This window comes from Streptomyces sp. NPDC053750, assembly GCF_044544295.1.
In the GTDB taxonomy this organism is placed as follows: Bacteria; Actinomycetota; Actinomycetes; order Streptomycetales; family Streptomycetaceae; genus Streptomyces.
Genome location: NZ_JBITXB010000001.1, coordinates 273529 through 297208 on the forward strand (window position 1 = coordinate 273529; position 23680 = coordinate 297208).

Sequence of the window (23680 nt, forward strand, 5' to 3'; positions counted from 1 at the left end):
CGATGCTGCGGGCGTCGCAGGACGCCGAGAGGAGCGAAGGGCCCGGCGACGCGCTGCCCGCGCGCCGGTCCGCCGGGTCATCCGTTCCCGTTCACGCACGCCGACGGCGCAGGCCTCACGCGCGCCGCAGGACCGTCGCCTCCGTGCCCCAGCCGAGGGGGATCACCCGGTCCACGCGCCAGCCCGCGCGCCGCGCGAGGGTGGCGAGCGCGGCGGAGTCCCGGAGCGGGCTGCCGGTCGCGGCGTACGCGTGCAGGGCCGCCTCGGCCGCGTGCGGACTCAGGCCGTCGGGGCGGGAGGCCTCGATCAGAACCACCGTCGGGACCTGGGCGGCGAGCCGTGTGAGCAGCAGCGTGGCCTCGTCGTCGGTGCGGTGGGCGAGCGCCTTCGCGGCGACGGCCACGTCGGCGGGGCCCGCCGTCCAGTCGATCCGTTCCGGCGCCGGTACGGATCCGCGCAGGACCGCGGCGGGCGTGTCGTCCTCGGCGACGCGCAGCCGCAGCCGGGACCGGCGCCCCGCGTCGTCGAGCGCGGCGACGACGGACGCGCTGCCCGGCCCGGTCAGCAGGCAGGTCTCGACGCCCTCCCAGAGCGGGTCGGCCGTCAGACCGCCCAGCAGGAAGGCCAACTGCTCGCACTCCTCGACCAGTTCGCCGTAGCGCTCCGCGTCGTGGGTCACCGTGTCGTGCAGCGTGGCGCCCGAGGCGAGCCGCCAGGGTGACGCCCCGTCCCGCAGCGCGGGCGCCAACTGCGCGAGGGCGAGCAGCAACTCGCCCTCCGGGCCGGCGTACTCCTCGCGCTCGTGGTCGTCGAGCAGTTCCTCACCCGCGGCGCCGAGCCGCAGACCGCCCTCGTCGCCGACGACCACCCCGTGCGCGGCCAGCAGCGGAAGCAGTACGCCGATCCCCGTCGCGGACACGCCCACGCGGGACGCCAGCGCCCCGAGCGTGATGCCCGGCGCTTCGGCGACCGCGTCGACGACGCCGAGCTGCACCGCGGCCCGCACGACCAGCCACGGCAGCGGCGACGGAACGGGCGCGTGCTCCTCGGCACGCGTGTCCTCCGCTTCCGCCGCGGCGGTCTCCTCGCGGTGCCAGTACCCCGTGATGTTCAGGCGGTCCTTGGGCAGCTTCCGCTCACGCTGCAGATACCGGCGTACCGGCAGCAGCGCCCGGCTCTCCGCCGCCGCCCAGGCGTACCCCTCGCCCGCCGGAGCCGGCAGCGCCCGCACGGCGGCCTCCAGCGCCGCCGCGTCACCGGGCTCCGCGACCACCCAGGTGACCGTGTCGCCGTCCCGCAGGGCCAGGTCCTGGCGCGCGGAGTCGTCCGGGACCGTCACCAGGACGTGCGCCGGGGCGTCGAGGGGACGTTCGTCGAGGAAGCGGCCGATCGCGGGCAGCGCGGTCTCGTCCCCGATGAGGAAGATCCAGTCGAGCCCGTCCGGCAGCCGCAGCGACGACTTGGGGCCGACGAACCACAGCTCGTCGCCCTCCCGCGCCGACGCCGCCCAGGCCGCCGCCGGCCCGTCGCCGTGCACCACGAAGTCGAGGTCGAACTCGCCGGCCCCGACGTCCACCCGCCGGGGCGTGTAGTCCCGGGTCAGCCGGTGCTCGGCCGGTGTCCACTCGATGCCGTGCGGCAACTGGGCGGGGAGCGCCGCGTGGACGTCCCCGTCCGCGGCCAGGATCACCTTGACGTGGTCGTCGAACCCGGGCGCGGCGAAGGCGGGATGCTCGATCCCGTCCCGGGTGAACGGCGCGAGCTGGTCGCCGCCGAGGACGACGCGCCGCATCCGCGGGGTCACCTCGTGGACGCGGCGCACCGTGACCCGGCGCAGAACGAGGGGGTGCGTCGTGAACGCACGCTGGGCCGCCATCAGGAGAACTGCTTCTCGATGACGTCGAGCAGGGCCATCGACTCGTCGTAGTCGCCACGCAGCACCCAGTACGGCAGGTCGTAGGCGTGGTTCGACCTGAAGGCGGGCAGCGCGCCGTAGACGGGGTTCTTCTTGAGCGTGGCGACATCGGTCGTGTCGGCGTTGAAGCCCATCACGAACACGGACGGCTGGGTGATGGTCTGGCCGGCCTTCTCGGTCGACAGCTCGAACATGTCGCCGCCCGAGCCGTACACCTTGAAGCCGCCCTGGGCGAAGACCGGCGCCGGCTCGATGCCGACCTTCTTGAACTCCACCGGCAGGCCCACGCTCTCCACCAGCCCGTACGCCGTGCCGTCCCCGGTGAAGGCCAGGAAGGACACCGGGCCGGGCGGGGGAGTGATCGCCGACTTCACCTCGGCGATCCGCTTGTCGTAGGCGGCCACGTGCTGGTCGTAGACGTCGGCCTTGCCGAACACGTCCTCGGCGAGGAAGGAGAACTGGCTGCGCCAGTCACCGAGCTTCTTGCCGACCAGCACCGTCGGCGCGATGTCCGAGAGGTCCTTGTAGACCTTCTCGGCCTGGAACAGCGGGAAGCCGATGCCGCCGCCCACGATGAGGTCGGGCTCGAGCTCGAGGATCGCCTCCAGGTCGAAGCCGTCGACGCTCCACGGCAGGAACGTCGTACCGTCCTCCTTCGCCTCCTTGGCCCAGTACGGGGAGAACTCGCCCTTGCCGTCGGCGTCCTCGGGGATCGTGGCGGTCACCGGCACGTCGAGGTCGTAGAGGTAGCCGGCGAGCGCGTGGTTCAGCACGACCACCCGCTTCGGCTCGGTGGGCACCTTCACCTCGCCGTAGTCGGTCGTGACCGTACGGGACTTCGCGGACGCCTTGTCCCCGCCCCCGGCGGAACCGGAGGAGTCGTCGGAGGCCGCGCAGCCCGTGAGGGCCAGCGCGGCGACGAGCGCGACGGCGAGCAGACGGGCAGGAGCAAGCATGGGACCTCACGTGACTGGGCAGGCTCGACGATTCGAGCTGTTGGTAAGGTGAGGCTAACCTCGCAGGTTTCCAGGCGTCGATCCGCGTGCGACATCGCCGGTGACGGACACGACACATCGCAGGTACGGGAGGCTCGCTTGCCGGTGACATCCCTCGGCACCGTGGTCGCCGAGAACGCCATCCGATTCATCGGTCACGACACGCACCAGCACGACGAGCCCCACCTCATCCACGTCGTCACCGGAACCGCCTGTCTGCTCGCCGACGGCGAGGAGTGGCGGCTCGGGCGCCAGGAGTCCGTCTGGCTCGCGCCCCGCGTCCCGCACGCGCTGCGGATCGAGGACGGCGGCATGGCCCTTGGCCCCACCCTCACCCCCGATGACCTGCCCCGACGCCGTGTTCAGCCGCTCGGGGTGGTGCCCGCGATCGTCGAGGTCATGACCACCACGCTCGGCGCGGCACCGGGCACGTCGGAGGAGGTCCAGCCCTTCCGCCGGGCGCTCGGCCGCGTGCTGCGGGGCATCTCCCGGCAGTACTTCCCGGTCGTGCTGCCCACTCATCCCGCGGTGCGCGCCCTCGCCCGCGAGGCCCTGCGCGCCCCTTCCGCGACGCTCGAGCGGCTCGCCGCACAGCACCGGATGAGCCCCCGTCAGGTGCAGCGCGTCTTCCTCGACGAGACCGGACTGCCCTTCACACGCTGGCGGAACCGGGCCAGGATGAACGCCGCCGTCGAACACCTCCTCGGCGGGGGCGAACTGACGGCGGCGGCCAGGGCGGCGGGCTACGCGACCCGGGCCGGACTGCTGCGCGCGCTGAGCCGCGAGTCCGGGCTGCCGGTGAGCGCGCTCACGGCGGACGCGGTGGGTGCGCTCGGCGGCCGCTGAGGCGTCGGTACGGGTACGGAGGTTGGATGGCACAGGCGCTCGCGACGACGACCGCGCCCCCGCCGGCCGGGTCGTCGCGCCCCAGGACGCGCCGGCTCCTCGGCCTCGGCGCCGCCGTCGGCGTACTCCTCGTCGCGGTGGTGCTCAGCGTCGCGATCGGCTCGGCGATGCTCCCCCTGGACGTGGTGTGGCAGGCCCTCACCGCGCCCGACGGCTCCGCGTCCCACGCCACGGTCAGCGGAGCCCGCGTCGACCGCACCCTGCTCGGCATCCTCGTCGGCGTGTCCCTGGGCGTGGCGGGCGCGCTCATCCAGGCGCTCACCCGCAACCCGCTCGCCGACCCGGGGGTCCTCGGCGTCAACGCCGGCGCGGGCTTCGCCGTCACCGTGGCCGTGGCCGTCTTCGGCGTCACCCGCATCGAGCAGTACCTGCCCTTCGCGTTCGCCGGGGCGATCGCCGGTTCGGCGGTGGTCTACCTCGCCGCGAGCGGTGGACGGGGCGGGCCCTCGCCGCTGCGGCTCACCCTCGTCGGGGTCGCCTTCACGGCCGTGCTGTCCGGCATCTCCCAGACCCTCGCACTGATCGACAAGGACACCTTCGAGCGCATGAGGTTCTGGGAAGCGGGCACCGTCACCGACCGCCCGGTGGGCACCGCCGCCGCGGTCGCGCCCTTCGTCCTGGCCGGCCTGCTGGCCGCCGCCTGCTGCGCGCGCCCCCTCAACGCGATCGCCCTCGGCGACGACGCGGCCCGCGCCGTCGGACTGCGGGTCGGCGCGACCCGGTTCGGGGTGGTCATCGCGGTGACCCTGCTGTGCGGAGCGGCGACGGCCGCGGCGGGCCCACTGATCTTCGTCGGCCTCATGGTCCCGCACGCCGTGCGCCGCCTCACCGGGCCCGACTGGCGCTGGATCCTCGCCTACTGCGCCGTCCTCGCCCCGGCGATCGTGCTGGTCGCCGACGTCCTGGGCCGGCTGATCGTGACCCCCGCCGAGCTGCCGGTCGGCGTGATGATGCCGCTCATCGGCGCGCCCGTCCTGATCCTGCTGGTGCGTTCGAGCCGGGCGAGGGCGCTGTGAGCGGGGTGTTCGTCCTCAGGACGGGTCCCCTGAGCGTGCGGGTGACGCGCCGCGCCCTCGTGGTGTGCGCCCTGCTGTGGGCGGTGCTGATCGCGCTGGCCCTGTGGGCCTTCACCCTCGGCAGCTACTCCCTGACCCTCGGCGACCTCACCGCCGTCCTGACGGGCACGGCCGGCAACAGCGTCCGCACGGTCGTCCTGGAGTGGCGGGCGCCGCGCATCGTCGCCGCCGTCCTGTTCGGCGCCGCCCTCGCCGTGGGCGGCGCGATCTTCCAGTCCCTGACCCGCAATCCGCTCGGCAGCCCCGACGTCATCGGCTTCACCACCGGCTCCTACACCGGCGTCGTCCTCACCCTGCTGGCCGGGGCGACCGGCTACTCGGCGCTCGCGGCGGGCGCCCTCGCCGGGGGACTGATTACCGCCTTCGCCGTGTACCTGCTCGCGTTCCGGCGGGGTGTGCAGGGCTTCCGGCTGATCATCGTGGGCATCGCGGTCGGCGCGCTGCTCTCCTCGGTCAACACCTGGTTCCTGGTGAAGGTCGACGTCGACACCGCGCTGCAGGCCGCCGTGTGGGGGGCCGGCTCGCTGAGCGCCGTGGACTGGCCGGCCGTCGCGATGGCCGCCGTCGCGCTCGCAGGGGTCGCGGTGGTGGCCCCGGTGGCGCAGCGCCGGATGCGGCGGCTCGAACTGGGCGACGACACGGCGGCCATGCTCGGGGTACCGGTCGAGCGTACGAAGCTGCTGCTGGTCGTCCTCGGCGTGGTCGCGACGGCCGCGGTGACCGCCGCGGCGGGCCCGATCGTGTTCGTCGCGCTGGCGGCCCCGCAGATCGCCCGCCGCCTCACCGGGCACGGAACCTCCGTCGACCTCGCCGGTTCGGCGCTCGTCGGCGCGATCCTGCTGCTCGGCGCCGACATCGCCGCCCAGCACGCGATCCCCGGCGTACTGCTGCCCACCGGCGCGGTCACCGTGTGCGTCGGCGGCGCGTACCTGCTGGTGCTGCTGGCGCGGGAGAGTCGGCGCGGGTTCTAGGGGGAGCGGGGCGGGCGGCCCGTACGGCCCCTGGAACGCCGTCAGCCGGTGGCCTCTCGCGAGGCCACCGGCTGACGGATCAGGGTGAGTGACGGGACTTGAACCCGCGGCATCCTGGACCACAACCAGGTGCTCTACCAGCTGAGCTACACCCACCAAGGCCGGCTGTCGAATCCCGCTTGGCGGGGTTCCCCGACCGGCTGAGAAAAAGTGTACAGGGTCCGAAGGGGTGCTCGCGCCCGCCTTTATCCGGCGGGCAGGACGTGCTTCGCGGCGATCGTCTTCGCGGTGTCGGAGTCGGGGCCCGGCTGCGGGACGAAGACGGCCTCCCGGTAGTAGCGCAGCTCGGCGATGGACTCGCGGATGTCGGCGAGCGCGCGGTGGTTGCCGTTCTTCTCGGGACTGTTGAAGTACGCCCGCGGGTACCAGCGGCGAGCCAGCTCCTTGATCGAGGAGACGTCGACGATCCGGTAGTGGAGGTAGTCCTCCAGCGCCGGCATGTCCCGCGCCAGGAAGCCGCGGTCGGTGCCGACCGAGTTGCCGCACAGCGGGGCCTTGCCCGGCTCCTTCACGTGCTCCCGCACATACGCCAGGACCTGCGCCTCGGCGTCCGCCAGCGTCGTGCCGCCTTCGAGCTCCGCGAGCAGGCCGGACGCGGTGTGCATCTGACGCACCACCTCCGGCATCGTCTCCAGGGCATGCTCCGGCGGACGGATGACGATGTCGACGCCCGCGCCGAGTACGTTCAGCTCGGAGTCGGTGACGAGGGCGGCAACCTCGATGAGCGCGTCGTCGGACAGCGAGAGGCCGGTCATCTCGCAGTCGATCCACACCATGCGATCGTTCATGTGGCCCACCCTACGGCTGGCGTCCCCCGTATGGTCCCCCGGCGTCGGTGCGGGCGTCACGGGGGCTGCCGCCCCCGGGCCCCGCTTCGGCCCGGACGGCCTCGTCCTCGAACGCCGGACGGGCTGAGCTGCCCGTCCGGCGTTCACAGGTTCACGGCGCGCTGCGCTGCCCCGGCAGGCTTCCGGCCGTCGCCGGCATCGGGGCCGCCGTGCGGCGGGTCTGGAACGGGACCGCGCTCTCCGCCGGCGGTGCGGCGGCCTCGGGCGGGGCCGGAGCCCGGGTGGCTCCCGCGAGCCCGGCCTCCGGGTCCACCGGACGCTCGCCCTGGGGGCGGCGGGCCCGGTAGGCCGCCCGGTAGGCGGCCGGCGAGGAACCGAGCTGGCGGCGGAAGTGACCGCGCAGGGCCACCGGCGAGCGGAAGCCGCAGCGGCCCGCCACCTCGTCCACCGAGTAGTCGGACGTCTCCAGCAGACGCTGCGCCTGGAGCACCCGCTGCGTGATCAGCCACTGCAGCGGCGCGCTACCGGTCAGCGACCGGAAACGGCGGTCGAAGGTACGCCGGCTCATGTACGCGCGAGCCGCCAGCGTCTCCACGTCGAACTGCTCGTGGAGGTGCTCCAGCGCCCAGGCGACGACCTCGGCGAGCGGGTCGGCGCCGATCTCCTCCGGTAAAGACCGGTCGAGATAGCGCTCCTGGCCGCCCGAGCGGCGCGGCGGGACCACCAGGCGGCGGGCCAGCGCACCGGCCGCCTCGTTGCCGTGGTCCGTGCGCACGATGTGCAGGCACAGGTCGATACCGGCCGCCGTACCCGCCGACGTCAGCACGTCGCCGTCGTCCACGAACAGCTCGCGCGGATCGACGTGCACCGACGGGTAGCGCTTGGCCAGCGTCGGCGCGTACATCCAGTGGGTGGTGGCGGGACGGCCGTCCAGCAGGCCGGCCGCCGCCAGGACGAAGGCGCCGGTGCACAGCCCGACGATGCGGGCGCCCTCCTCGTGCGCCCGGCGCAGTGCGTCGAGCGCGTCCTCCGGTGGCGGTGAGGTGATCGACCGCCAGGCGGGCACCACGACGGTGCCGGCCCGGGAGATCGCCTCCAGTCCTTGCGGCGCGGTGAGTTCGAGGCCCCCTGTGGTCCGCAGCGGGCCTTCCTCGCCGGCGCACACCAGCAGTCGGTAGCGCGGCACACCGGCGTCCTGGCGGTCGATCCCGAACACCGACAACGGTATGGAACTCTCGAAGATGGGGCCGCCGCTGAACAGCAGCACCGCGACGATCTCCTTGCGGCGTCGCCCGGAGAGCTTCCGGGCCGCGGTTTCCGGCGCGGCAGTGGAGTCGTGGCTCATCCTGCTAAGCCCCCCTCGGTGGTCGCGGCGCCCTGATCCTTTCGGGTCTGTCGCTCCAACACGTTTCCCCTCGGTCCTGCACGAGTCCCCCGCCGTAGACAGTCAAGATCGAATCTACTGCGTCCCGTCGCACCGAAGTGGCCGGTTCGGCACTTGGGACATTGTCGACATGGCAACTTGGCGTGAAGCAGTCGATCACGAAGCGTCGCACTCCGGGACGCCGTAGGGAAGTACGCCTTGTCGCAGTGGCCAATCCCCGTAGGGTGCGCAGGGTGCCGGAGACCCTTTTCGTGCAGGTGGAACGGGGGTTGGGGGGTGGTTCGGGCCAGGTATGCGCCACCCTCAGAAGTTGGCTGAAAAGAAGCGGAAGCGTGCGCGGAAACCGGTCAGTCGACCGGTGTGTTTTCCCCGGCTCGGTGTTCGTGCCCGCGCGACCCCGGCCCCGTCCTGCGCAGCAGCAGACGGCAGACACCGGTGACGGCGGCCAGACCGAGGGCCGTGCCGACGGCGCCGGCGAAGGAGGTGCCGCACCAGAGCAGGACCACCGGGACCAGGAAGCAGCTGAACGCCGCCCAGCGGACCGGATCGGTCACACCCTCCCGGGGCGCCGCCGGCGGTTCGGGGGTCTCGGTGGTGTCAGGGATGTCGGACGGCGGCTCGGCGGGCTGGTGCGGTCCGGACATGCGTGCTCCCTCCGGCTGGCGGCATGAAGATCAACGCGCGTCCGGCGTGTCGGTCACGACCGGTCACGGTCAGTTGAATCCTGCGCAAACCGCCTGTACAGCGCAGCAACCATTGCGTTACGGGCGCCCCCTCGTGCATGCTCCGGGGAACCCGCGGCGGACCCTGCGCGGGATCTGGGCGAAGGAGGCGTGCAGCCGTACCCTTGGGGGTATGGGCTTGGGAAGATGATTCCCGGACACACAGCTCCGCCGCTCACTGATGTCCCCCATAAAGGATAAAAACGCCGAGACAGTCATGGCCGGTCACGAATTCTTCGAACCCGCGGACCGCAAGCGGCCCGTCGCCGAACCTACGGCGGCCGAGCCCCTGGCGGCGGAAGAGCCACGCACAGCGTGCGACCCAGCCTTCAAACACGGCGTCGTCGTCGGCTTCGACGGCTCCACCTCCAGTGAGCGCGCCCTCGCGTACGCGATCGGCATGGCCTCACGGCTGGGCTCCGGCCTGGTCATCGTGCATGTCGCCAACCGGCTGCCCACCACGGTGTGGGCGGGCTGCGAACCCCCCGTCTTCGTCGACGTGCCGGACCACCGCACCGAGGTGCTGGGTCTGGAGCTGGCGTGCGCGGACTACCTCTCCGAGGTGCCCTGGATCCTGGTCGAGCGCGGCGGCGACATCTGCCACGAACTCGAAGAGGTCGGCCGGGAGTACGAGGCGGACGCGATCGTCGTCGGCTCCAGCCACGGCCTGGTGGGCCGGCTCTTCGGGTCGGTCGCCGGACGGCTCGCCAAGCGGGCGCAGCGACCCGTGGTGGTCATTCCGTAGCGGCTTCGGCGGCCCCGGATCCCCTTCTGCTCATGCAGCGTGAACCTACCGACGCGTAGAGGTGTTTGTGCCCTTGTGAAGGGCATATACGGTTCACCGCACAACCGCACAGGCATGAAGGGAGCCCGCCGTGGACAACGACGTCTCTGCGGGAAGCACCACCACGATCGTCGGCCGACTCGCTCTCGGCATCACCCTGCTGGCCTTCGGCCTCGGCCACACCGGCGTGATCGACGGCGTGACGGCGGCGGACGCCGTGACCATCGCCCAGTACGTCGGCGGCGTCGCGCTCTTCGTCGCCGGCCTGCTGGCCCTCCGCGACCGGGACACCGCCACCGGTACGGCCTTCGCCGTGCTCGGCGCGCTGTGGTTCACCTGGGCGGTCTCCGCCGACAACCAGGTCTCCGCCAACGCGGCGGGGCTCTTCCTGCTCCTCTTCGCCCTCGTGACCCTCTCCCTCACGTTCGCCGCCGGCGACATGCTCGGGCAGGGCGCGTACGGGCTGTTCTCCGTGTCCCTGCTGCTCCTCGCCCTCGGGTCCTTCGCGGACAGCGGGGCGCTGGGCAAGGCGGGCGGATGGTTCGCCGTCGTGGCGGGGGCGGTCGCCTGGTACGCGGCGACGGCGGTTCTGGCCCAGTGGCCCACGGCGTTTCGGCGGGGGGCTGCGGGGCGGGGCGTGACGGTTTAGCTGCCGCCGGCCGGGGGTTGGGCGGCCCCCGGCGAACGGACGGCCCCCCGCGTGTGTGGTGGCACACGTGGGGGGCCGTCCGGTTTGTTCCGAACTACTCCACCGTCACCGACTTGGCGAGGTTCCGCGGCTTGTCGATGTCGCGGCCCAGCGCCAGCGCCGTGTGGTAGGCGAGGAGCTGCAGCGGGATGCCCATCAGGATCGGGTCGAGCTCGTCCTCGTTCTTCGGGACGACGATCGTGTGGTCGGCCTTCTCCTGCTCCTGATGGGCGACGGCGAGGATCTGGCCGCTGCGGGCCTTGATCTCCTCCATCGCGGCGCGGTTCTTCTCCAGCAGGTCGTCGTCCGGCACGATCGCGACCGTCGGCAGGGCGGGCTCGATCAGGGCGAGCGGGCCGTGCTTCAGCTCGGAGGCCGGGTACGCCTCGGCGTGGATGTAGGAGACCTCCTTGAGCTTGAGGGAGGCCTCGCGGGCGACCGGGTAGCCCCGGACGCGGCCGATGAAGAGCATCGAGCGGGCGTCGGCGTACTGCGCGGCCAGCTTCTTGATGTCCTCCTCCTGCTCCAGCATCTCGGCGATCTGCGCGGGCAGCTTGCGCAGGCCCTCGATGATCCGCTTGCCGTCGCGCACCGAGAGGTCGCGGGTGCGGCCCAGGTGCAGGGCGAGCAGCGCGAAGGCGACGCAGGTGTTGGTGAAGCACTTGGTGGAGACGACGCAGACCTCGGGGCCGGCGTGCACGTACATGCCGCCGTCGGCCTCGCGGGCGATCGCCGAGCCGACGACGTTGACGATGCCGAGGACGCGGGCGCCCTTGCGCTTGAGCTCCTGCACGGCGGCCAGCACGTCGTACGTCTCACCGGACTGGGAGACGGCGATGTACAGGGTGTCGGGGTCGACGACCGCGTTGCGGTAGCGGAACTCGGAGGCGGGCTCGGCGTCCGCGGGGATGCGGGCCAGCTCCTCGATCATCTGGGCGCCGATCTGGCCCGCGTGGTACGAGGTGCCGCAGCCGAGGATCTTCACGCGGCGCACGGCGCGCGCGTCGCGGGCGTCCAGGTTGAGGCCGCCGAGGTGCACGGTGGAGAAGCGGTCGTCGATCCGGCCGCGCAGCACGCGGTCCACGGCCTCGGCCTGCTCGTGGATCTCCTTGTGCATGTAGGTGTCGTGGCCGCCCATGTCGTAGGAGGCGGCCTCCCACTCCACGGTGGTCGGCTCGGACGTGGTCCGGGTGCCCTCGGTGGTGTAGGTGCGGAAGTCGTCGGCCTTGAGGGTGGCCATCTCGCCGTCGTCGAGGGTGACTATCTGCCGGGTGTGGGCGACCAGCGCGGCGATGTCCGAGGCGACGAACATCTCCTTCTCGCCGATGCCGAGGACGACCGGCGAGCCGTTGCGGGCGACGACGATGCGCTCGGGGAAGTCGGCGTGCATCACGGCGATGCCGTAGGTGCCCTCGATCACCCGGAGGGTCTCGCGGACCTTGTCCTCGAGCTTCTCCGCCTCGGAGCGGGCGATGAGGTGGACCAGGACCTCGGTGTCGGTCTCGGAGAGGAACTCGACGCCGTCCGCCTCCAGCTTGCGGCGCAGGTCGGCGGCGTTGTCGATGATGCCGTTGTGAACGACGGCGACCTTGTGGTCGGCCGACATGTGCGGGTGGGCGTTCGCGTCGGACGGGGCGCCGTGGGTGGCCCAGCGGGTGTGGGCGATGCCGGTGGTGCCCTTGAAGCGCGCCGGGACCTTGGCCTCCAGGTCGCGGACCCGGCCCTTGGCCTTGACCATCTTCAGGCCGGCCGCCTTCGGGGACGTGACGACGATGCCCGCCGAGTCGTAGCCGCGGTACTCCAGGCGCTGGAGGCCCTCGAGGAGCAGGGGCGCGACGTCACGCTTGCCGATGTATCCGACGATTCCGCACATGTATCCGTAGACCTCGTGTTTCTCTTCGGCTTCTCAGCCGTAGACGATGCGGCGCAGCTGACGGAGCGACAGCTCCGGCGGTGCCACCGCGCGGTACTTCAGTTCCGCCTCGATCCGCTCGAAGATCGTCGCGTTCACCTGGCCCTGGGCCTGGAGCTCGCGGTGGCGGCGACGGACGAATTCCTCGGTCGTCTCGTCGAAGTAGGCGAGCACGTCCTGGATCACGCGCAGCGCCTCGCCCCGGTTGAGGGGGGTGGACCGCGTCAGATGATCAACGAGTTCGTCGTGCACCCGGTAGATCCTGAGGTACCGGTGAGGGTTTCGCAAGAATCTTGCCCGATTTCGGGCAGGCAGCCGGTGAGGGTGTCCGCCGGTGTGCCCGCCGGGACGTCTACATCCGCTTCAGCACCGCCTGCTTGGCCAGGGTGAACTCCTCGTCCGTCAGCACCCCGGAGCGGTGCAGCTCGCCCAGCTCGCGCAGGCGTCGCAGCAGTGCGTCGTGGTCGTCCTCGGCGGCGGGGGCCGGGGTGGGCGCGCCCTCGTCCGGACGGGCGTCCTCCAGGGCGGCGGGGGCGGCCGGTGCGGCCGGGTGCGGGAGCCGGGCCTGCACGGCGGCGGCCACCAGGGCCATCAGCGGATCCTTCTTGAATCCCCACAATTCCACCGCATTGGGGTCGTACTTGGGTGGCACCTTGGTCGGCGCCGCCCGCACGGTGAAGCGGAGGTGGCCGTTCTCCAGGCCGACCGACGGCTGCCACTCCACGGCGACGATGTCGGCGAGGGGAAGGGTGCGCGGGCCGGCGGCCGACTTGGAGTCCTCCGCCTGCCACTTCCACTCCAGGCGTACGCGCTCGCCGTCGAAGCTCGCGATGCCGTCCCCGGCGGAGACCGACAGCGGGACCGAGGGGCCGGGCAGCAGATAGGCGTCCACCGGGTCGGACGGCACCTGGTCCAGCAGCAGGGCGTTGCGCACCTCGTCCGCGAAGTACTCGGCGACGCCGTACCGGTCGGACTCCACGATCAGCTGGTACGGGTCGTGCGGCTCGGCGAGCCGGCCGCCGGTCGCGTGCAGCAGCGGGTCGGCACCGTCCCGCAGGCGCAGCCGCAGCCGGCCGGACTTCTTCCCCTGTTCGAGCGATATGCCCGCCAACGCCTCCAGCGGGACGAGCAGTTCACCCAGTTCCCTGCGCAGCAGGCTGACATTCTTGTCCCGCCCGGGAGTCAGCCGCAGGGTGTCGCCGTCGAAGACCCACGTTCCGTCCTTCTGGAGGATTTCCGCCATGCGGAGATTGTTCCATCCGCTTCTGCCGAAGGCAGTTGTGCGGCAGAGTGGTCCAGTCCACCTCTACACCCAGCGTCACACCCGACTCCGCACGCATCTCCGCACCATCGTGAAGGGAGCGCACGTGAGACCTCATCGACGGCACCCCAGAACGACTCCCCGCCTGACCAGGATCCTGGGCTCGCTGCTGCTGGTGACGGCGGCCTGTGCCATCACCACCGGCGCGGCCCCGGCCCAGAAGACGGCCACGACCCCGCTGGACCAGGTGATCCCGGCCCCCGCCTCGGTCGACCCGGGCGGCAGCCCGTACCGCATCACCCGCGGCACCCACATCCGTGTCGACGACTCGCGCGAGGCCCGCCAGGTCGGTGACTACCTGGCGGACGTTCTGCGGCCCTCCACCGGCTACCGGCTGCCCGTCACCTCCCACGGCCACGGCGGCATACAGCTGCGCCTGTCCCAGGGCCCCTACGGCGACGAGGGATACCGCCTCGACAGCGGCCGCTCCGGTGTCACCATCACCGCCCGCAAGGCCGCCGGCCTCTTCCACGGCGTCCAGACCCTCCGTCAGCTCCTGCCCGCCGCCGTCGAGAAGGACTCCGTGCAGCCCGGCCCCTGGCTGGTCGCGGGCGGCACCATCAAGGACACCCCGCGCTACGGCTGGCGCAGCGCCATGCTGGACGTCTCCCGGCACTTCTTCACCGTCGACGACGTCAAGGAGTACATCGACCGCATCGCCCTCTACAAGTACAACAAGCTGCACCTGCACCTCAGCGACGACCAGGGCTGGCGCATCGCCATCGACTCCTGGCCCCGTCTGGCGACGTACGGCGGCTCCACGGAGGTCGGCGGCGGCCCCGGCGGCCACTACACCAAGGCCGACTACAAGGAGATCGTCCGCTACGCCGCCTCCCGCCACCTGGAGGTCGTGCCCGAGATCGACATGCCGGGCCACACCAACGCGGCCCTCGCCTCCTACGCCGAGCTGAACTGCGACGGGGTGGCGCCCCCGCTGTACACCGGCATCGAGGTCGGCTTCAGCTCGCTGTGCGTGGACAAGGAGATCACGTACGACTTCGTGGACGACGTCGTGCGCGAACTCGCCGCGCTCACCCCGGGCCGCTACCTCCACATCGGCGGCGACGAGGCGCACTCCACGCCGCACGAGGACTTCGTGACGTTCATGGACCGGGTGCAGCCGGTCGTCGCGAAGTACGGCAAGACGGTCGTCGGCTGGCACCAGCTGACCAGTGCCACCCCGGCCGAGGGCGCGCTCGCCCAGTACTGGGGCCTGGACCGCACCAGCGACGCGGAGAAGGCCCAGGTCGCCAAGGCCGCGCAGAACGGGACCGGGCTGATCCTGTCCCCGGCCGACCGGACGTACCTCGACATGAAGTACAACAAGGACACCCCGCTGGGACTGTCCTGGGCGGGCTACGTGGAGGTGCAGCGGTCCTACGACTGGGACCCGGGCGCCTATCTGCCGGGCGCCCCGGCCTCCGCGATCCGCGGCGTCGAGGCGCCGATGTGGACGGAGACCCTCAGCGAGGCCGAGCAGCTCGAGTTCATGGCCTTCCCCCGGCTGCCGGGCGTCGCCGAGCTGGGCTGGTCCCCGGCGGCGACGCACGACTGGGACACGTACAAGGTGCGGCTCGCCGGGCAGGCACCGCGCTGGGAGGCGATGGGGATCGACTACTACCGGTCGCCCCAGGTGCCCTGGACGGACTGACCCGTACAGGAAGCCGACGGGCACCCCGGAGGACCGTCTCCGGGGTGCCCGCCCGTTGGCGGGACCTTCGTCTACAGGCCCGCGAGGGGGTTCTTCAGGGTGCCGATCAGCTGGAGGGCGCCGGACGGGTCCGCGAGGTCGACCATCTGCCTGTTGTTGCGCAGCTGGAGCCGGTTGAGACAGGACAGCGCGAACTCGGGCGCGAACATGTCGTACTGGGCGAACTTGTCGGCCAGCTCCGGCACCGACTCCTGGTACGCGCGGGTGACCTCCGCGACCGTCCGCCAGAAGGCGTCCTCCTCGACGATCCCCTCCTCGGCGAGGTTGGCGGCGAGGAAGCGGAAGAAGCAGTCGAAGACGTCCGTGAAGATCGACAGGAGCTTCTTGTCCTCGGGGACCTCGACCGCGATGCGGGCGACGTCCGGCGGCAGGACCGCGTCCGGGTCCATCACCGCGATCTCCTCGGCGATGTCCTTGTAGACCGCGCGCTGCACGACCCCGTCCTTCAGGACGAGGATCACGTTCTCGCCGTGCGGCATGTAGACCAGGTCGTAGGCGTAGAAGCTGTGCAGCAGCGGGACGTAGTAGGCCCGCAGGTAGTGCCGCAGCCACTCGGTGGGCGTGAGCCCGGACCGCTCGATCAGCGCGCCCGCGAAGGAGGCGCCCTCGTGGTCGACGTGGACGAGGGAGGCCATGGTGGCGAGCGTCTCGCCGTCCTGGAGGGACGGGACCGGGCTCTCGCGCCACAGCGCCGCCAGCATCTTGCGGTAGGGCGAGTAGCGGTCGGTGGCCTTCTCGTACTCCAGGTGCCGGTAGCCGACGGCCGCCCGCTCCCGGATGATGCTCAGGCCCGTCGACTTCAGCACGGGGTCGCCCTCGATGAGCTGCGCCAGCCAGTCGTTGATGGCCGGCGTCGCCTCCATGTACGCCGCCGACAGGCCGCGCATGAAGCCCATGTTGAGGACGGACAGGGCCGTCTTCACGTAGTGCTTCTCGGGGTGCGAGGTGTTGAAGAAGGTGCGGATGGACTGCTGGGCCAGGTACTCGTCGTCGCCCTCGCCGAGGCAGACCAGGTGCCCGCGGGCGACCTCGGCGGCGAAGGTGACGGTGAGCTTGTTCCACCACTGCCAGGGGTGGACCGGGATGAGGAGGTAGTCGGCCGGGTCCAGGCCCCGCTCGCGCAGGACGCCGTGGAAGCGGTCGACGGTCGCCCCGCCCAGCTCGTCGCGCACGAACGACTCGTACTCGATGCCCACGCCGGCCGTGAACGCCGCCCGCGAGCGGTGCGCGGCCAGCCACACCAGCCGGACCGGGCTCGCGGTCTCCGGGGCGTACGACAGGTACTCGTGGATGCCGAAGCCGAGCCGCCCGTTGTTGGCGACGAAGCAGGGGTGGCCCTCGGTCATTCCGGTCTCGACGGCCTGGAAGTCGTCGCCGTGGGCCAGCTCGGCGGAGGTGAGCTGCGGCTTGGTGAGCTTGTAGCAGGTGCCGGAGAGGGTGGAGGAGATCTCCTCCAGGTAAACGGGCAGGATCTCGTCGCTCAGGCCCAGCGACTCCTTCAGTTCGATGAAGAAGTCCAGGGCGGCGAGCGGGAGTTCGGTGCCGTCACGGTGGCGGGTGATCGAGTCGGCGTCCACCTGCCAGTGGTCCAGGGCGCGGACGGTGGCGGCGAAGCGGTACTCGGTCAGGCCGTCGTCGCCGCGGACGACGTACGCGTCACCCGTGGACCGCTCCGGCGTGATCAGCCGCTCGTGCGCGAACTCGGCCAGGGCCTTGCGGACCAGCAGGCGGTTGGCCCGCTCCCAGCGCTCGGGGGAGAGGTGGGCCACGGCGTCGGAGAGGCTCATGCGGACACCGCCGTCGCCGCGAGGAACTGCTCCCGGGTGCAGAAGCTGAGCAGCGCCCTCTTCTCCGGCTTCTGGATCTCGCGCTCCGCCACGAAGCCGACGGCCTCGTTCAGGGCGTGGACGGCCTTGTTGTGGACGTCGGGTTCGACGACCACCCGCCGGGTCGCCGGGTCCTCGAAGAGGTGCGCCATGACGGCGGTGATCACGGAGCGGGTGAAGCCGTGCTCCGGCTTGTCCGTAGGCGGCGTGAGGAAGTGCATGCCGACGTCCCCGGGCTGCGGCTCGTACAGGCCGACCAGTTCGCGGTGGGCGGGGTCGTACTTCTCCATCAGGAAGGCGGGCTCGCCGTCCTTCAGGCCCAGCAGGGCGTGGTGGTGCTCGTCGGCGGCTATGTCCATGTACGCGCGCTCGACCTCCTCCAGTTTCGCGTCCTGCATCATCCAGAAGGCGGCCTTGGGGTGGGTGACCCAGGTGTGCAGGAGCTCGGCGTCCTTCAGCGGGTCGAGGGGGCGGAACGTGAAGGTGCCCACCTGCGGGGCGGTGGTCATGGGTGACTCCTTGAGCACATGGTTCGGACATCGGGGGTGAGAGACGCTGATGTCCCGATCTCTTTCGGTGTGAGTTTCATGAATGCCGCACCGCGGTTCTCCGAGGGTCAGTACCTTTGGGCGCGTTTACAACCTGGCCTTGGAGGCACGTAGCAGAGCCTGGACCGAGGAACGTCGCAGGGTCTCCTACGGCCAAACCTCGGCCATGCTGACCGAGTGGAAACGAACCGAGGAGTTGTCCTACCTCGCGGAGGTGTCGTCGGTTCCGCTCCAACAAGCGTTGAGGCATCTTCAGTCCGCCTTCGCGAGCTTCTTCGCCCAGCGTTCTGCGTACCCACGCTTCAAGTCGAGAAAGCGGTCCCGTGCTGCTGCCGAGTACACGCGGTCGGCGTTTACCTGGCGAGATGGTCAGTTGACACTGGCGAAGTTGACCGGGCCGCTTGACATCCGTTGGTCGCGGCCGTTGCCGGAAGGGGCGGCCCCTTCCACGGTCACGGTGTCCCGTGACGCGGCGGGGCGATGGTTCGTGGCCATGCTCGCCGAGGTCCCTCCGGCACGAAAGCCTCCAGCCGTCCACCCCGCCGTCGGGATCGACCTCGGACTGAACAGTCTCGTGACCTTCTCCACCGGGGAGAAGGTCGACGCCCCTGGTTTCGAGAAGCGGGAACGCACCCGCCTGTCGAAGGCTCAGAAGGAACTGGCTCGCAAGAAGAAGGGGTCGAGGAATCAGGCGAAGACTCGGGAGAGGCTTGCCCGGATTCACGCCAGGATCGCGGACAGGAGACGTGACTTCCTGCACAAGCTGTCCACTCGAATCGTCCAGGAAAACCAACTGGTCACAATCGAGGACCTGCCGGTCCGTAACCTGTTGGGAAATCGGAGTCTGGCGCGGGCAATTTCGGATGCGTCGTGGTCGGAGCTGCGCGCCATGCTGGAGTACAAGTGTGCATGGTATGGACGTGAACTGGTTGCTGTGGACCGGTTTTTTCCGTCCAGCAAGACGTGCTCGACTTGCGGGTTGATCCGTGGCCCGCTGCCCCTCGGCGTCCGTACATGGACCTGCGAGGGCTGCGGCACGCAGCATGACCGGGACCACAATGCCGCACAGAACATCCTGGCCGCCGGGCAGGCGGTGTCGGCCTGTGGAGGCCGCGTAAGTCCTCAACGGAAATCCTCCGGAAGGGCTGCGGGCGATGAAGCAGGAAATCTCGTGGCGCGAGCCGTGAGAGCTCCCGCCCCAGAGAGGCGGGAAGATGTCAAACGGAGAACTCCTGGAACGCGATGGTCTTCTCGACCGGGTAGTACTCGGTGCCGAGCAGCTCCCGGATGATGCAGCTGTTGCGGTAGGCGCCCATACCCAGGTCGGGGCTGGTGATGCTGTGGGTGTGGACACCGGCGTTCTGGAGGAAGACGCCCTGTCCGGTGACGTCGACGGCGTAGTTGCGGCCGACGTCGAAGCTGCCGTGGGAGTCGTACACGAGGCGGTCGCGGACCGGCTTGAGGAACTCCGGCTCGGCGTACTTGTAGCCGGTGGCGAGGATCAGGCCGTCCGAGGTCAGCTCGAAGTCCTTGCCCTGCTCCTCCTGCCGGAAGCCCAGGGTGTACGTGCCGTCCGCGTACCGGGCGCCGGTGAGCGCCGAGTTGGTCAGCAGACGGGTGGGGACCGGGCCGCCGAGTCTCTTCTGGTAGAGCAGGTCGAAGATCTCGTTGATCAGGTCGCCGTCGATGCCCTTGAACAGGCCCTTCTGCTCGGCGGTGAGGCGGTAGCGGGTGTCCTCCGGGAGTGCGTGGTAGTAGTCCACGTACTCCGGGGAGGTCATCTCCAGCGTGAGCTTGGTGTATTCGAGGGGGAAGAAGCGCGGGGAGCGGGTCACCCAGTTGAGCTGGTAGCCGTGGACGTCGATCTCGCCGAGCAGGTCGTAGTAGATCTCGGCGGCGGACTGGCCGCTGCCGACCAGCGTGATCGACTTCTTCTTCACCAGCTCCGCCCGCTGCTGCACGTAGCGGGAGTTGTGGAGGAAGTCGCCGGCCAGGCCCCGGCAGGCGTCCGGGATGTGCGGCGGGGTGCCGGTGCCGAGGACGAGGCGGCGGGCGCGGTAGGTGTCGCCGGAGGTGGTGGCGACGGCGTACAGCTCCTCCTTCTCGTCGTACGTCACCTCGGTGACCGTGGTGGAGAAGCGGACGCTGCTCAGTTTGTTCGCGGCCCAGCGGCAGTAGTCGTCGTACTCGACGCGCAGCGGGTAGAAGTTCTCCCGGATGTAGAACGAGTACAGCCGGCCCTTCTCCTTCAGGTAGTTGAGGAAGGAGTACGGGGACGTCGGGTCGGCGAGGGTGACCAGGTCCGACATGAACGGGGTCTGGAGGTGGGCGCCGTCCAGGAACATCCCGGCGTGCCACTCGAAGTCCGGCTTGGACTCCAGGAAGACGCCGTTCAGCTCGGCGATGGGCTCGGTCAGGCAGGCCAGGCCGAGGTTGAAGGGGCCGAGGCCGATCCCCACGAAGTCGTAGGTCTTCATGGTGGCTTCAGGAAGCGCGGTCAAGGGACTCTCCCAGGTACTGCTCGGCGTGGCCGGCGATCAGGTCGAGGACGGCGGCGATGTCGGCCGTGGTCGTCTCGGGGTTGAGCAGGGTGAACTTCAGGTAGTGGCGTCCGGCCACCTTGGTGCCCGCGACCACGGCGTCGCCGGAGGCGAACAGGGCCTTGCGGGCGTACAGGTTGGCGCGGTCGATCTCGGCGGGGTCGGTGACGGACGCCGGGATGTAGCGGAAGACCAGGGTCGAGAGTGACGGTTCGACGACGACGTCGAAGCGCGGGTCGGCGGCGAGCAGTTTCCAGCCCTCGGCGGCCAGGTCGCACACCTCGTCGAAGAGCTCGCCGATGCCGTCGGCGCCCATCACGCGCAGCGTCATCCAGAGCTTGAGCGCGTCGAAGCGGCGGGTGGTCTGGAGTGACTTGTCCACCTGGTTGGGGATACGTTCCTGCACCATGCGGCGCGGGTTGAGGTACTCCGCGTGGTAGGTGGCGTGGCGCAGGGTGGCCGCGTCACGGACCAGCACGGCGGAGGAACTCACCGGCTGGAAGAAGGACTTGTGGTAGTCGACGGTGACCGAGTCGGCCCGCTCGATGCCGTCGATGCGGTCCCGGTACTTGAGGGAGGCGAGCAGTCCGCAGCCGTAGGCCGCGTCCACGTGCATCCACACGCCGTACTGCTCGCACAGCCCGGCGATCTCCGGCAGCGGGTCGATGGAGCCGAAGTCGGTGGTGCCGCCGGTGGCGACGACGGCCATGGGGACGAGGCCGTCCTTCGTGCAGCGCTCCAGCTCGCGGGCGAGGGCGACGGTCTGCATGCGCTTGTCGCGGTCGACGGGGATCGACACGACGGCGTCCTGGCCGAGGCCGAGCAGTTTGGCCGACTTCTTGACGCTGAAGTGGCTGACCTCGGAGGCGAAGATGCGCAGTTTCGCGAAGGAGTCGGTCTTGGCCTCCTCGCGGGCCAGCAGCAGCGCCTGGAGGTTGGACTGGGTGCCGCCCGAGGTGAACACGCCGTCGGCGGCGGGGCCGAGGCCGATGCGGGCGGTCGTCCAGTCGATGAGCTTGCGCTCGATGAGCGTGCCGCCGGCCGACTGGTCCCAGGTGTCCAGGGAGGAGTTGACGGCGGACAGGACCGCCTCGCCGAGCACGGCCGGGATGACGACCGGGCAGTTGAGGTGGGCGAGGTAGCGGGGGTGGTGGAAGTAGATCGCGTCGCGGAGGTAGACGTCCTCCAGCTCGTCGAGGACCGCGGCCGTGTCGTGCAGCGGCTTGTCGAGGTCGATCGCGTCGATGCGGGGAGAGAGGGCGTCGACCGTGACGCCGGTGAACGGGCGGTCGGTGGTGGCGAGTTTGGCGGCCACCCGCTCGACTCCTTCGGTCACGGAGCGGCGGTACTGCTCCGCGGTGGTGTCGTTGAGCAGGTGCGAGCGCATGTGGGGGTCCTCCGGTGGGGACGGTCCGAGAGGGGACGGGAGAGGGCGGGGCCCTGGCTTCGACTTAGGCAAGCCTAACCTAATTAACTCTGGTCAAACGCATGCGTGCACGTGACTGCCGTCACTCTCGCCTCATCCGTACGTCACGGACGGTGAGTTGACGTCTCGTCGGACGCCGGGGCGGGCGCGCCGGGCGCCGGTCGTCAGCCCTGCTCGCGGAGCTGTTCCTCCGTCAGTCCCCGGCGCCAGTAGCCGACGAAGGTGACGCGGCGGCGGTCGATGCCGCGCTCGCCCACGAAGTGCCGGCGCAGCTGCTTGACGCAGCCGGACTCGCCGGCGATCCAGACGTACGGGTGCGCGGCGGGCGGCAGTTCGGCCGTGCGGAGGGTGGCGAGGGTGGCCTCGGGGCCGCCGGCCGCGTCCGCGACCAGCCAGGTGACCTCGGCGTCCGCCGCGGTCTCCAGCTCCTGTACGTCGTCGGCGTACGGCACCTCCAGCCAGACCCGTGCGCGGGTGCCGGCCGGGAGCGACTCGACGATGGCCGTGGCGGCCGGTACGGCGGTCTCGTCGCCCCAGATCACCACCAGGTCGGTGTCCTCGGGCGGACGGAAGCGGATCGCCCGGTTGTCGGCGACCGCCGGGCCGAGCAGCACGACCCGGTCACCCGGGGCGGCGTCGGCGGCCCAGCGGGAGGCGGGGCCGGCCTGGACGGCGGCGTCCGGCTCGACGCCGTGCAGCATGAAGTCGATGTCGATCTCGGTGGTGGTGCCGTCGGCGTCCCGGCGCAGGGCGCGGAGCGTGTACGAGCGCATCACCGCCCGTACGTCGTCGGGCAGGTCGCGCCACCCCTGCCACCAGCCGTCGCCCAGCTCGATCGGAACGGCGGGCTCCGACTGTCCCGGGTGCGGCAGGAACAGCGACAGGGACTGGTCCTGCCCGTCGGAGTGGAAGGCGTGCAGGTCGGGCCCGGCGAAGGTGACCCGGGTCAGAGACGGGCCGAGCCGCCTCGTCCGTACGACCTGGAGGGAGAAGAAACGGAACGGGGCGGCCACGGCCGTCGTCATGAGTGGCTCCGGGGAGGAGGGGAGAGGGCGAGAGGTCAGCCGACCTTCTTGGCGTTCTCGATCGCCTCGGCCAGGTTGTCGAGCAGCGGCGTGCACTTGTCGTAGGACAGGATCGGCTCGGGGGAGCGGGCGATGACCTGACCGGCCTTGACCGCGGGGAGCTGCTTCCAGGTGCCCTCGGTGATGTCCGCGGGCTGGATGGTGGAGGCGCGGTCGTCCATGATGATGATGTCGGCCGGGTACTTGTCGACGTTCTCCCAGCTCAGGGACTCGAACCAGCCCCCGGTCGCCTTCTTCGCCTCCTCCGAGGGCTCGACGAAGTTCACGCCGAGGGCCTTGAAGTACTCCAGGTCGACGGAGAGGTTGGTGCCGGAGACGTAGAACAGCTCGGCGCTCGCGGAGCCGGCCAGCACCCTGATCTCGGGCTTGGCCTTGGCGGCGGCGCGCAGTCGGGCCGCGGCCTTCTCGAAGGCGGCCTTGGCGTCGGTGACCTTCTTGGCCTTCATGTCGGCGCCGAGCGACTCGGCCAGCTCCCACATGCGCTGCAGCGGCTGGGTGAGCTGGCGGTCGAAGACGGAGATCGCGACGCTGGGCGCCAGCTTGGCGATCTTGTCCTTGGAGTCCTCCGGGACTGACCAGAGGGTGCCCGCGGTGTCGAACGTCGTGGTGACGAGTACCTCGGGCGCGAGGCTCGCGTACTTCTCGACGTTGAGCTTGCCCCACTCGTTGCCGAGGACGGTGACCTTGTCGACGTCGATGTCGCCGGCCTGGACGTCCGGCTTGCCGTCCTTGGTCGTGGTGGGGCCGAACACGCCCTTGACCTCGACGCCGTAGTCCCAGAGCGCGGCGGCGACGCCGGTGAAGGCGACGATGTTCGTCGGCACCTTGTCCAGCTTCACGGTGGTGCCGCGGTCGTCCTTGAAGGACCAGGGGCCGGACTTGGCGGCGGCCGTCCCGTCGTCGGAGCCACCGCTTTTCGCGTCCTCGTCACCGCAGGCCGTGAGCACGGCACCGAGGCCGAGTGCGCCGCCCGCGGCGAGGATTCCGCGGCGGGAGAGGTGGGTAGCTCTGGCGTTGGGCAT

Annotated in this window: 20 protein-coding genes, 1 tRNA gene and 1 pseudogene; 7 read left to right on the forward strand and 15 right to left on the reverse strand. The window is 70.8% G+C overall.

What is annotated here, in order from left to right:
* Positions 1 to 115: 115 nt before the first annotated feature.
* Positions 116 to 1876: a siderophore-interacting protein gene (locus ACIGO6_RS01230; RefSeq protein WP_399869775.1), complete on the reverse strand. Its 1761-nt coding sequence runs from the start codon at positions 1874 to 1876 to the stop codon at positions 116 to 118.
* The gene (locus tag ACIGO6_RS01235) at positions 1876 to 2871 is read right to left on the reverse strand and encodes an ABC transporter substrate-binding protein (protein ID WP_399869777.1); all 996 of its coding nucleotides are present in this window, start codon (positions 2869 to 2871) and stop codon (positions 1876 to 1878) included. The genes ACIGO6_RS01230 and ACIGO6_RS01235 overlap by 1 nt, the downstream gene beginning before the upstream one ends.
* 138 nt (positions 2872 to 3009) lie before the next feature.
* Here ACIGO6_RS01235 and ACIGO6_RS01240 point away from each other — a divergent pair, with 138 nt between their 5' ends.
* From ACIGO6_RS01240 to ACIGO6_RS01250, 3 genes are read left to right on the forward strand one after another with little or no spacing between them, the layout of a single operon-like run.
* On the forward strand, positions 3010 to 3756 hold the full coding sequence (locus ACIGO6_RS01240) for a helix-turn-helix domain-containing protein (RefSeq protein WP_399869779.1): 747 nt from the start codon (positions 3010 to 3012) through the stop codon (positions 3754 to 3756).
* Between the two features lie 26 nt (positions 3757 to 3782).
* Entirely contained in the window at positions 3783 to 4832 is a 1050-nt protein-coding gene (locus ACIGO6_RS01245; protein WP_399869781.1) for an iron chelate uptake ABC transporter family permease subunit, read from the forward strand.
* The gene (locus tag ACIGO6_RS01250) at positions 4829 to 5863 is read left to right on the forward strand and encodes a FecCD family ABC transporter permease (protein WP_399869783.1); all 1035 of its coding nucleotides are present in this window, start codon (positions 4829 to 4831) and stop codon (positions 5861 to 5863) included. Before ACIGO6_RS01245 ends, ACIGO6_RS01250 begins: the two co-directional genes overlap by 4 nt.
* 83 nt (positions 5864 to 5946) lie before the next feature.
* Here the strand turns inward: ACIGO6_RS01250 and ACIGO6_RS01255 are convergent.
* The 4 genes from ACIGO6_RS01255 to ACIGO6_RS01270 all read right to left on the reverse strand — a co-directional run bounded on the left by ACIGO6_RS01255 (position 5947) and on the right by ACIGO6_RS01270 (position 8739).
* Positions 5947 to 6019: transfer RNA gene (locus ACIGO6_RS01255), tRNA-His, on the reverse strand.
* Between the two features lie 89 nt (positions 6020 to 6108).
* A complete protein-coding gene (orn, locus tag ACIGO6_RS01260) occupies positions 6109 to 6711 on the reverse strand; it encodes an oligoribonuclease (protein WP_399869785.1) in 603 nt (200 codons plus the stop codon).
* A gap of 151 nt (positions 6712 to 6862) precedes the next feature.
* Positions 6863 to 8056, reverse strand: a complete 1194-nt coding sequence (locus ACIGO6_RS01265) for a helix-turn-helix domain-containing protein (RefSeq protein WP_399869787.1) — start codon at positions 8054 to 8056, stop codon at positions 6863 to 6865.
* Positions 8057 to 8442: 386 nt separating this feature from the next.
* Positions 8443 to 8739: a hypothetical protein gene (locus ACIGO6_RS01270; protein ID WP_399869788.1), complete on the reverse strand. Its 297-nt coding sequence runs from the start codon at positions 8737 to 8739 to the stop codon at positions 8443 to 8445.
* A gap of 295 nt (positions 8740 to 9034) precedes the next feature.
* Between ACIGO6_RS01270 and ACIGO6_RS01275 the strand changes: the two genes are divergently transcribed.
* Together ACIGO6_RS01275 and ACIGO6_RS01280 are read left to right on the forward strand one after the other, a co-directional pair.
* Positions 9035 to 9562 (forward strand): universal stress protein, encoded by a 528-nt coding sequence (locus ACIGO6_RS01275; protein ID WP_399869790.1) that lies wholly within the window; start codon positions 9035 to 9037, stop codon positions 9560 to 9562.
* Between the two features lie 130 nt (positions 9563 to 9692).
* Complete coding sequence (locus ACIGO6_RS01280; protein ID WP_399869791.1) at positions 9693 to 10250, forward strand: GPR1/FUN34/YaaH family transporter; 558 nt, start codon at positions 9693 to 9695, stop codon at positions 10248 to 10250.
* 94 nt (positions 10251 to 10344) lie between these two features.
* Here the strand turns inward: ACIGO6_RS01280 and glmS are convergent, their stop codons facing one another.
* The 3 genes from glmS to ACIGO6_RS01295 form a co-directional block, all read right to left on the reverse strand.
* On the reverse strand, positions 10345 to 12162 hold the full coding sequence (gene glmS, locus ACIGO6_RS01285) for a glutamine--fructose-6-phosphate transaminase (isomerizing) (protein ID WP_399869793.1): 1818 nt from the start codon (positions 12160 to 12162) through the stop codon (positions 10345 to 10347).
* A 33-nt stretch (positions 12163 to 12195) separates the two neighbouring features.
* Entirely contained in the window at positions 12196 to 12453 is a 258-nt protein-coding gene (locus ACIGO6_RS01290; protein ID WP_073723312.1) for a hypothetical protein, read from the reverse strand.
* Positions 12454 to 12553: 100 nt separating this feature from the next.
* On the reverse strand, positions 12554 to 13444 hold the full coding sequence (locus tag ACIGO6_RS01295) for a DUF4429 domain-containing protein (protein WP_399869794.1): 891 nt from the start codon (positions 13442 to 13444) through the stop codon (positions 12554 to 12556).
* A gap of 124 nt (positions 13445 to 13568) precedes the next feature.
* On the opposite strand from ACIGO6_RS01295, the gene ACIGO6_RS01300 reads away from it, so the two are divergent.
* The gene (locus ACIGO6_RS01300) at positions 13569 to 15173 is read left to right on the forward strand and encodes a beta-N-acetylhexosaminidase (RefSeq protein WP_399869795.1); all 1605 of its coding nucleotides are present in this window, start codon (positions 13569 to 13571) and stop codon (positions 15171 to 15173) included.
* Positions 15174 to 15244: 71 nt separating this feature from the next.
* On the opposite strand, the gene ACIGO6_RS01305 is transcribed toward ACIGO6_RS01300, so the two are convergent.
* Both ACIGO6_RS01305 and ACIGO6_RS01310 read right to left on the reverse strand, forming a co-directional pair.
* A complete protein-coding gene (locus tag ACIGO6_RS01305; protein WP_399869797.1) occupies positions 15245 to 17020 on the reverse strand; it encodes an IucA/IucC family protein in 1776 nt (591 codons plus the stop codon).
* A complete protein-coding gene (locus tag ACIGO6_RS01310) occupies positions 17017 to 17568 on the reverse strand; it encodes a GNAT family N-acetyltransferase (RefSeq protein ID WP_399869799.1) in 552 nt (183 codons plus the stop codon). Before ACIGO6_RS01310 ends, ACIGO6_RS01305 begins: the two co-directional genes overlap by 4 nt.
* A gap of 112 nt (positions 17569 to 17680) precedes the next feature.
* Here ACIGO6_RS01310 and ACIGO6_RS01315 point away from each other — a divergent pair.
* Positions 17681 to 18898, forward strand: a pseudogene (locus ACIGO6_RS01315) (RNA-guided endonuclease InsQ/TnpB family protein); the annotation flags it as partial.
* On the opposite strand, the gene ACIGO6_RS01320 reads toward ACIGO6_RS01315, so the two are convergent.
* The 4 genes from ACIGO6_RS01320 to ACIGO6_RS01335 all read right to left on the reverse strand — a co-directional run bounded on the left by ACIGO6_RS01320 (position 18825) and on the right by ACIGO6_RS01335 (position 23680).
* Positions 18825 to 20084 (reverse strand): lysine N(6)-hydroxylase/L-ornithine N(5)-oxygenase family protein, encoded by a 1260-nt coding sequence (locus tag ACIGO6_RS01320; RefSeq protein ID WP_399871545.1) that lies wholly within the window; start codon positions 20082 to 20084, stop codon positions 18825 to 18827. The pseudogene ACIGO6_RS01315 and the gene ACIGO6_RS01320 overlap by 74 nt on opposite strands.
* Before the next feature lie 7 nt (positions 20085 to 20091).
* Positions 20092 to 21534 carry a lysine decarboxylase DesA gene (desA, locus tag ACIGO6_RS01325; protein ID WP_399869801.1) on the reverse strand — a complete coding sequence of 481 codons (1443 nt, stop codon included), beginning with the start codon at positions 21532 to 21534 and terminating at the stop codon, positions 20092 to 20094.
* A 203-nt stretch (positions 21535 to 21737) separates the two neighbouring features.
* Entirely contained in the window at positions 21738 to 22598 is an 861-nt protein-coding gene (locus tag ACIGO6_RS01330; protein WP_399869802.1) for a siderophore-interacting protein, read from the reverse strand.
* A gap of 35 nt (positions 22599 to 22633) precedes the next feature.
* Entirely contained in the window at positions 22634 to 23680 is a 1047-nt protein-coding gene (locus tag ACIGO6_RS01335; RefSeq protein ID WP_399869804.1) for an ABC transporter substrate-binding protein, read from the reverse strand.